Annotated in this window: 8 protein-coding genes; 6 read left to right on the top strand and 2 right to left on the bottom strand. The window is 65.7% G+C overall.

Annotation, left to right across the window (positions count from 1 at the left end; translation table 11 throughout):
- Window positions 1-65 precede the first annotated feature (65 nt).
- On the bottom strand, window positions 66-356 hold the full coding sequence (locus ACTIFS_RS19905) for a hypothetical protein (RefSeq protein ID WP_439575865.1): 291 nt from the start codon (window positions 354-356) through the stop codon (window positions 66-68).
- Window positions 357-646: 290 nt separating this feature from the next.
- Here ACTIFS_RS19905 and ACTIFS_RS19910 point away from each other — a divergent pair, with 290 nt between their 5' ends.
- From ACTIFS_RS19910 to ACTIFS_RS19930, 5 genes are read left to right on the top strand one after another with little or no spacing between them, the layout of a single operon-like run.
- The gene (locus ACTIFS_RS19910; RefSeq protein WP_439575866.1) at window positions 647-2,434 is read left to right on the top strand and encodes a peptide ABC transporter substrate-binding protein; all 1,788 of its coding nucleotides are present in this window, start codon (window positions 647-649) and stop codon (window positions 2,432-2,434) included.
- Between the two features lie 45 nt (window positions 2,435-2,479).
- Window positions 2,480-3,439, top strand: coding sequence for an ABC transporter permease (locus tag ACTIFS_RS19915; protein WP_439575867.1), 960 nt, complete (start codon window positions 2,480-2,482; stop codon window positions 3,437-3,439).
- A complete protein-coding gene (locus ACTIFS_RS19920) occupies window positions 3,405-4,346 on the top strand; it encodes an ABC transporter permease (protein WP_439575868.1) in 942 nt (313 codons plus the stop codon). The genes ACTIFS_RS19915 and ACTIFS_RS19920 overlap by 35 nt, the downstream gene beginning before the upstream one ends.
- Window positions 4,346-5,383, top strand: coding sequence for an ABC transporter ATP-binding protein (locus tag ACTIFS_RS19925; protein ID WP_439575869.1), 1,038 nt, complete (start codon window positions 4,346-4,348; stop codon window positions 5,381-5,383). The genes ACTIFS_RS19920 and ACTIFS_RS19925 overlap by 1 nt, the downstream gene beginning before the upstream one ends.
- Window positions 5,380-6,354, top strand: a complete 975-nt coding sequence (locus ACTIFS_RS19930) for an ABC transporter ATP-binding protein (RefSeq protein ID WP_439575870.1) — start codon at window positions 5,380-5,382, stop codon at window positions 6,352-6,354. Before ACTIFS_RS19925 ends, ACTIFS_RS19930 begins: the two co-directional genes overlap by 4 nt.
- A 5-nt stretch (window positions 6,355-6,359) precedes the next feature.
- Here ACTIFS_RS19930 and ACTIFS_RS19935 read toward each other — a convergent pair whose 3' ends face one another.
- A complete protein-coding gene (locus ACTIFS_RS19935; protein WP_439575871.1) occupies window positions 6,360-7,304 on the bottom strand; it encodes an SMP-30/gluconolactonase/LRE family protein in 945 nt (314 codons plus the stop codon).
- 165 nt (window positions 7,305-7,469) lie between these two features.
- Here ACTIFS_RS19935 and ACTIFS_RS19940 point away from each other — a divergent pair.
- A partial coding sequence (locus tag ACTIFS_RS19940) for an ABC transporter ATP-binding protein (protein WP_439575872.1) occupies window positions 7,470-8,046 on the top strand: 577 nt, incomplete at its 3' end.

Consider the following 8,046-nt stretch of genomic DNA (forward strand, 5'->3'; position numbering starts at 1 on the left):
AGCCGGACGATAGAGCCTTGGCCGGTCCCGTTCAATCGTGTGGCTGGCAGGTCCTTAACGGTCGCTCAGGCGCGGGCGACGACGACGCCCGCCTCGGCCGGCCGCAAAGCGGGATTGCCGAAGATGCGGATCGGGCTGCGGGTCAGCTTGTGGGCCGAGCGGCCGGTGACGATCGCCGCATGGTCGGCTGCGGCCGGAACGAGGATCGGGGCGGCGGTGCTGGCGGTGGCGATGGGGCGGCTCAAGCAGGCAAGGCCGGCGGCGAGGGTGAGGGTGGCGACCAGGGCGAGGCAGAACGACGCGGTCTTCTGATCGACAGTGCGGAAGAAGCCGGAGGAGGTTGCGAGCTTGGCCATGGCGGTGATCCCGGAGGCGGTGCGCCGGACCCGCCGGCGTCTGTTCCTCTGGTCTACCGGGGCGCCCCGCGCGGCGGCATTGCCGCGCCTTGGGGCATGTTGTGCCCGCTTGAAACGCAGCTGCCTGCTGTTGCATCGCAGCACGGTGCAAGCTGTGAGCCGCGACCACTCCCGCGTTGACGGAGGCGCGGGAACCTGCTCGATTGCGGCCAGTTGGCGGCCGAAAAAACCACAGGCACGGCCGCCCCGGGGAAGATTATGGCTCCCCTCGAGCCAGTGGAGGTATCTTCATGAACGAACACGACATCCGTGGGATGGCCCACGAGGTGAAGGAGGGGCGCTTGTCGCGCCGGTCCTTCATGAGCCGCATGGTCGCCGCCGGCCTGACCGCACCGATGGCCTGGCACATCCTCGATTTTCACGGCGTGGCCCGCGCCCAGGCTGCCTTCACCTACAAGCCGACCAAGGCCGGCGGCGGCGGTCCGCTGAAGCTGCTGTTCTGGCAGGCGCCGACCCTCATCAACCCGCATTTCGCCGTCGGCACCAAGGACCAGGAAGCCTCCCGGATCTTCTACGAGCCGCTGGCGGCCTGGGACCCGGAAGGCAATCTGGTGGCTGTGCTGGCCGCCGAGATTCCGAGCCGCGAGAACGGTGGCTTGTCGGCCGATGGCAAGCAGGTCACCTGGAAGATCAAGCCCACCGCGAAGTGGCATGACGGCCAGCCGGTGACCGCCGACGACGCGCTGTTCACCTGGCAATATGCCCGTGACCCGGCCACGGCCGCCGTCACCATCGGCAGCTACAAGGACGTCCAGGTCGAGAAGATCGACAACCTGACCGTCCGCGTGACGTTCAGCAAGGCAACGCCCTTCTGGGCCGATGCCTTCGTCGGCATTGCCGGCTGCCTCCTGCCGAAGCACCATTTCGGCGACTACATGGGCGCCAAGTCGCGCGAGGCCCCTGCCAATCTCAAGCCGGTCGGCACCGGCCCCTTCAAATATGCCGATTTCAAGCCGGGCGACATCGTCCGCGGCGACCGCAACACCGACTATCATGAGCCGAACCGGCCCTATTTCGACACGATCGAGATGAAGGGCGGCGGCGATGCGGTGTCGGCAGCCCGCGCCGTGCTGCAGACCGGCGAGTATGACTATTCCTGGAACCTCCAGGTCGAGGACGAGATCCTCAAGCGGCTCGAGACCGGCGGCCGCGGCCGGGCAACCATCGTCGATGGCGCCAATATCGAGCACATCCAGCTCAACGCCACCGATCCGTGGAACGAGGTCGAAGGCGAACGGGCAAGCGTGAAGAGCAAGCACCCGGCCTTCTCCGAGAAGGCCGTGCGCGAGGCGGTCAGCCTGCTGATCGACCGCGGCTCGGTGGAGCGCTTCATCTACGGGCGCACCGGCCTTGCCACCGCCAACTTCCTCAACAACCCGCCGCGCGTGCGCTCCCCCAACACGAAGTGGGAGTTCAACATCGAGAAGGCCAACCAGATTCTCGAGGCGGCCGGCTGGAAGCGCGGCTCGGACGGCATCCGGGCGAAGGACGGCAAGAAGCTGAAGTTCGTCTTCCAGACGTCCATCAATGCGCCGCGCCAGAAGACCCAGGCGATCATCAAGCAGGCCGCCCAGCGCGCCGGTGTCGATATCGAGCTGAAGTCGGTGACGGCCTCGGTGTACTTCTCGTCCGACGTCGCCAACCCGGACACCTACACCAAGTTCTTCTGCGACATGCAGATGTACACGACCACCATGACGCAGCCCGATCCCGAGCGCTTCATGAACCAGTTCTGCTCGTGGGAAATCGCCACGAAGGAGAACAAATGGCAGGGGCGCAACATTCCCCGCTGGCAGAGCGCCGAATACGACAAGACGTTCCGCGACGCGGAGGGCGAGCTCGATCCGGCCAAGCGCGCAGCCATGTTCATCAAGATGAACGATCTGGTGATCGCCGACTTCCACGTCATCGGTGTGGTCTATCGTCCGCGCGTTGCGGGCCTGAAGACCGGCGTCGTCTCCCGCCTGACCGGCTGGGACAACGAGCTGTGGCGCGTGGCTGACTGGTATCGCGAATGATCTCCGCCCCTCTGGGGCACGCTTGCAAGCAGTGGTGAGGAGCCAATGGGAAATTATCTTCTCAGACGGCTCCTCATCGCCGTTCCGAGCCTGCTCGGCATCAGTGTCATTCTGTTCGTGGTTCTGGCGCTGGCTCCCGGAGATCCCTTCGAGGAGCTGGCGACCAACCCCAACATCCCGCCCGAAGTCAGGGCCAATCTGCGCGAGAAGTTCGGGATCGATGATCCCGTCATGATCCGTTACGTGCGCTGGCTCGCTGCCATGGTGCAGGGGGACTGGGGCTTTTCGTTCGCCAGCCGCATCAATGTCGACACCCTGATCATGCAGCGCCTGCCGGTGACGATCTTCGTGATCGGCTCCTCCCAGGTGCTGGCGCTTCTGATCGCGCTGCCGGTTGGCGTCTATGCCGCCACGCGGCCCTACTCGGTTTTCGACCAGATCGCGAACACGATGGCCTTCATCGGGTTCTCGCTGCCGACCTTCTTCACCGGCCTGCTGTTCATCCTGGTCTTCTCGATCTGGCTGGACTGGCTGCCCTTCGTCTACAGGTCGGACATACCGGCGACCGGGCTTGCCTGGTACTGGGAGCATTTCAAGCAGTCGATCATGCCGATCGCCGTGCTGGGGCTGTTCCAGGCCGCGTCCTACACACGCTACGTGCGGTCGGCGGTGCTCGACGTGATCCGTCTCGACTATGTCACGACGGCGCGCGCGAAGGGGCTCAACGAGCGCGTCGTCATCGTCAAGCACGTCGTCCGCAACGCCCTGATCCCGGTCGTCACGCTGGTCGCCCTGCAGATGCCGGGCGTGTTCGGCGGCGCCATCGTGACCGAGCAGATCTTCCGCATCCCGGGCATCGGCTCGCTGCTGATCAGTGCCATCCTTGCCAACGATACACCGGTGATCATGGCGGTGACCTTCGTCTTCGCCATCCTCGTCGTCGTGTTCAACCTGATAGCTGATATCCTCTATGGCTGGCTCGACCCCCGTATCGCCTACCGCTGAAGAGGCCCCGCAGGCGGCCGCCCAGACCGTCCAGGTCTCACCGACCATGGAGGCCTGGCGGCGCTTCCGCCGCCACAAGCTGGCCGTCGTCAGCAGCGTCGTGCTGCTGACGATCATCCTGGCCGTCGTGCTGGGTCCGTTCTTCTGGCGCGTGCCCATCGACGAGATCGACTTCTCGGCGCGCCTGCAGGGCCCCTCGCTCGCCCATCCCTTCGGCACCGACGATCTGGGCCAGGACATCCTGGCGCGCATGATCTATGGCGGGCGCATCTCGCTGGCTGTCGGCCTTGCCGCCATGCTGGTGGCGATCATCGTCGGCATCATCGTCGGCGCGATTGCCGGCATCTCGCGCGGCAGCGTCGATGCCGCGCTGATGTGGCTGACCGACCTGTTCCTGTCGCTGCCGCAGCTGCCGCTGCTGCTGCTGGTCATCTTCTTCTTCCGCGACTCGCTGAAGGAGATGTTCGGGGTCGAGATGGGGGTGTTCATCCTCATCGTCATCGTCATCGGCGGGCTGCGATGGATGCCGGTCGCAAGGCTCGTGCGCGCCCAGTTCCTGTCGCTGCGCGAGAAGGAGTTCGTCGAGGCCGCGCGCGCGCTCGGCGCCTCCAAGACCCGCCAGGTGGTGCGCCATATCCTGCCCAATTCCATGGGGCCGGTGATCGTGGCGGCGACCATCGACGTCGCGGCGGCGATCATCGCCGAATCCACCCTGTCGTTCCTCGGCCTCGGCTTCCCGCCGGATATCCCGACCTGGGGACGCCTTCTGTTCGACGCCAAGGACCAGCTTGATCATGCGCCGCACTGGGCGCTGTTCCCCGGTGCCGCCATCTTCCTGACCGTCCTTGCCATCAACTTCATCGGCGACGGCCTGCGCGACACCTTCGATCCCAGAAAGGTGATGTGATGCAGGCAGCAACGACCAACGGGGCGCCGGCGGCCGCAAGCGCCCCGCTGCTCGACATTCGTGGCCTGAAGACCTGGTTCAAAACCGACGACGGCATGGTCCAGTCGGTCGATGGAGTGGATATCTCCATCGGGGCCGGCGAGACGGTCTGCGTGGTCGGCGAGTCCGGCTGCGGCAAGACCGTCACCGCCATGTCGGTGCTCAAGCTCATCCCCATGCCGCCGGGCAGGATCGTCGATGGCCAGATCATCTGGCAGGGGCGGGACATCGTGCCGCTCGGCAAGGACGAGATGAACAAGATCCGGTCCAAGGAGATTGCCATCGTCTTCCAGGAGCCGATGACCTCGCTCAACCCGGTCTATACCGTCGGCGAGCAGATCGCCGAGGTGGTCCGCCTGCACGAGAAACTCAATCGCAAGCAGGCGATGGAAAAGACCGTCGAGATGCTGAGCCTCGTGCAGATCCCGAACCCGCAGCGGCGCGTCAACGACTATCCCCACCAGTTCTCCGGCGGCATGCGGCAGCGCGTCATGATCGCCATGGCGCTGTCATGCAATCCGCGGCTGCTCATCGCCGACGAGCCCACCACGGCGCTCGACGTCACGATCCAGGCGCAGATTCTGGACCTGCTGCAGGACATGAAGGACCGGTTCGGCATGGCCATCATGCTGATAACCCACGCCATGGGCGTCGTCGCCGAGACGGCCCAGCGCGTGGTGGTCATGTATGCGGGCAAGGTGGTGGAGGAGGCGCCGGTCGAAAAGCTGTTCGGCAACCCGCTCCACCCCTACACGCAGGGCCTGATCCGCTCGATCCCGCGCCTCGACCTTGCCGCCACCCACAAGCAGCGGCTGGAGGCGATCGCCGGCGTGGTGCCGAGCCTGCTCAACCCGGCCCCCGGTTGCCGCTTCTTCTCGCGCTGCAAGCAGGCCATGCCGGCTTGCAAGGAGGCCATGCCCCCCCTGATCGAGGCGGAGCCCGGACACAAGGTGCGCTGCATCCTCTATACGCCCCAGGCCGCGGGAGCCGCGTCGTGACCGAGCCGCTTCTCAAGGTCAAGAACCTCGTCAAGAACTTCTCGATCACCGGTGGCATCCTGTCGCGCGAGGTGGCCAAGGTTCATGCGGTCGACGGTGTCAGTTTCGAGATCGGCCATGGCGAGACTCTCGGCGTCGTCGGCGAGTCGGGCTGCGGCAAGTCGACCACCGGCCGCTGCATCCTGCGCCTGATCGAGCCGACCGCCGGCGAGATCTGGTTCGAGGGCAAGGACGTGATGCAGTTGGAGGGCAAGGCGCTGCAGGCGCTGCGCCGCGACATGCAGATCATCTTCCAGGACCCCTATGCCTCGCTCAACCCGCGCATGACGGTCGGCGCAATCATCGGCGAGGCGCTGGTGATCCACGGCCTCGCCAAGTCGCGCAAGGAGATCGACGAGCGCGTTTCGGACCTGCTGGCGACCGTCGGACTTCAGCCGGCCCATGCCCGGCGCTATCCGCACGAGTTCTCCGGCGGCCAGCGCCAGCGCATCGGCATCGCGCGCGCGCTCGCGGTGGAGCCGAAGCTGATCGTCTGCGACGAGCCGGTCTCGGCCCTCGACGTGTCGATCCAGGCTCAGGTGATCAACCTGCTGGAGGACCTGCAGGAGAAGTTCAGTCTCACCTACATGTTCATCGCGCACGACCTGTCGGTGGTCGAGCACATCTCCTCGCGGGTCGCGGTGATGTATCTCGGTCGGGTGGTGGAGATTGCACCCTCCAAGGACCTCTACACCAACCCGCTGCACCCCTATACCGAGGCTCTGCTCTCGGCGGTGCCGATCCCCGATCCGACCATTGCCCGCAACCGCATCCGGCTGGAAGGCGACGTGCCCAATCCGATCAGCCCGCCGCCGGGCTGCCACTTCCACACGCGCTGCCCGATCCGGCAATTGCCGCGCTGTGCCGAGGAGCGGCCCGAACTGAAACAGGCCGGGCCCGGCCACTGGGTGTCCTGCCATCTGAGGGGCTGACGCGATCAGCCCCCTGCTGCGCCCTGCGTGTTGACATAGAGCGCATAGAGGCCACGACCGGTTGCCATGAACAGGCGGTTGCGATGGCGACCGCCGAAACAGACATTGGCGCAGCGCTCGGGCAGGCGGATGCGTCCGATTGCCGTGCTGTCGGGGGCGAAGATCATGACGCCGTCGCGCTCTGGCGCGCCCATGCCCCAGCCGCACCACAGATTGCCGTCGATGTCGCAGCGCAGGCCATCGGGTGTGCCGCCCGGCCCGGCATCGACCACCACCCGGCGGTTGGCGAGCGCGCGGCCGTCGGCTCCGACGTCGAAGGCAACGATCTGCCGGTGCGGCTCGGCCCGCGACTCCACCAGGTAGAGGATGGTTTCGTCGGGCGAGAAGCACAGGCCATTCGGTCCGCGCACATCCTCGACGACGGCGTCGAGCGTGCCGCTCGCCGGATCGAGGCGATAGACGTTCTGGGGCAGTTCCGGTGTCGCGACCTGACCCTCATAGTGGCTCATGATCCCGAAAGCCGGGTCGGTGAACCAGACCGAGCCGTCAGACCTGACGACCACGTCGTTCGGCGAATTGAGCGGATGGCCGCGATAGCTGTCGGCCAGGATGGTGACCGTCCCGTCATACTCCGTGCGGGTCACCCGGCGGCCGCCATGCTCGCAGGTGACGAGCCGGCCCTGCCGGTCGCGCGTGTTGCCGTTCGCCTTGCCGCTCGGGCGGCGGAAGGCGGAAACCTGGCCGGTTTCCTCGTCCCATCGCAGGATGCGGTCATTGGGAATGTCGCTGACCAGCAGATAACGGCCGTCGCCGAACCAGACCGGTCCCTCGCCCCATCGCAGGCCCTCGGCGAGCCGCTCGACGGCCGCGTTGAACAGCCGGTATTTCAGGAATCGCTCATCGAGAATCTCGACGGCCGGATCGGGATAGATCGCACTTGGCTGCCACACGGTCCTGTCCTCCACTGCCGGTCTGCGACATCCTGCCCGGGGCCTCTGTCGAAAGGACAGTCCCCTGTGACACGGATAACCTGACGCACGGTTCATGTTGCGGTTGACACTGCGGAACTGCCATGCAGCAATGCCGCACCAGGGAACGCACAACGACGAGAACGCATGGCCGAAGCAGCCAACGATATCATTTTGTCTACCGAGGGACTGACCAAGGACTTCAAAGGCTTCACGGCTGTGAGCGACGTGGAGCTCAAGGTCCGGAAGGGCACGATTCATGCCCTGATCGGGCCCAATGGCGCGGGCAAGACCACCTGCTTCAACCTGTTGACAAAGTTCCTCGATCCGACGCGCGGCAGCATCCGTTACAAGGGCCGCGACATCACCGCGCTCAAGCCGGCGGACATCGCCCGCCTGGGCCTTGTCCGCTCGTTCCAGATTTCGGCCGTCTTCCCGCATCTCAATGTTCTCGAGAACGTCCGGATCGCCCTGCAGCGCAAGAGGGGCGACAATTTCGACTTCTGGACCTCTGAGAGCGTTCTGGCTGGCCTGAACAGCGAGGCCGAACGCCTCGTGGAGGCCGTCGGCCTTTCCAGTTTCGCTCGGCTTCCGGCCGTCGAGCTTCCCTATGGCCGCAAGCGCGCGCTGGAACTCGCCACCACGCTGGCGCTCGACCCGGAGATGATGCTGCTCGACGAGCCGATGGCCGGAATGGGCCACGAGGATGTCGACCGGATTGCCG

The sequence above is a fragment of the Phreatobacter sp. genome (assembly GCF_051860605.1).
In the GTDB taxonomy this organism is placed as follows: Bacteria; Pseudomonadota; Alphaproteobacteria; order Rhizobiales; family Phreatobacteraceae; genus Phreatobacter.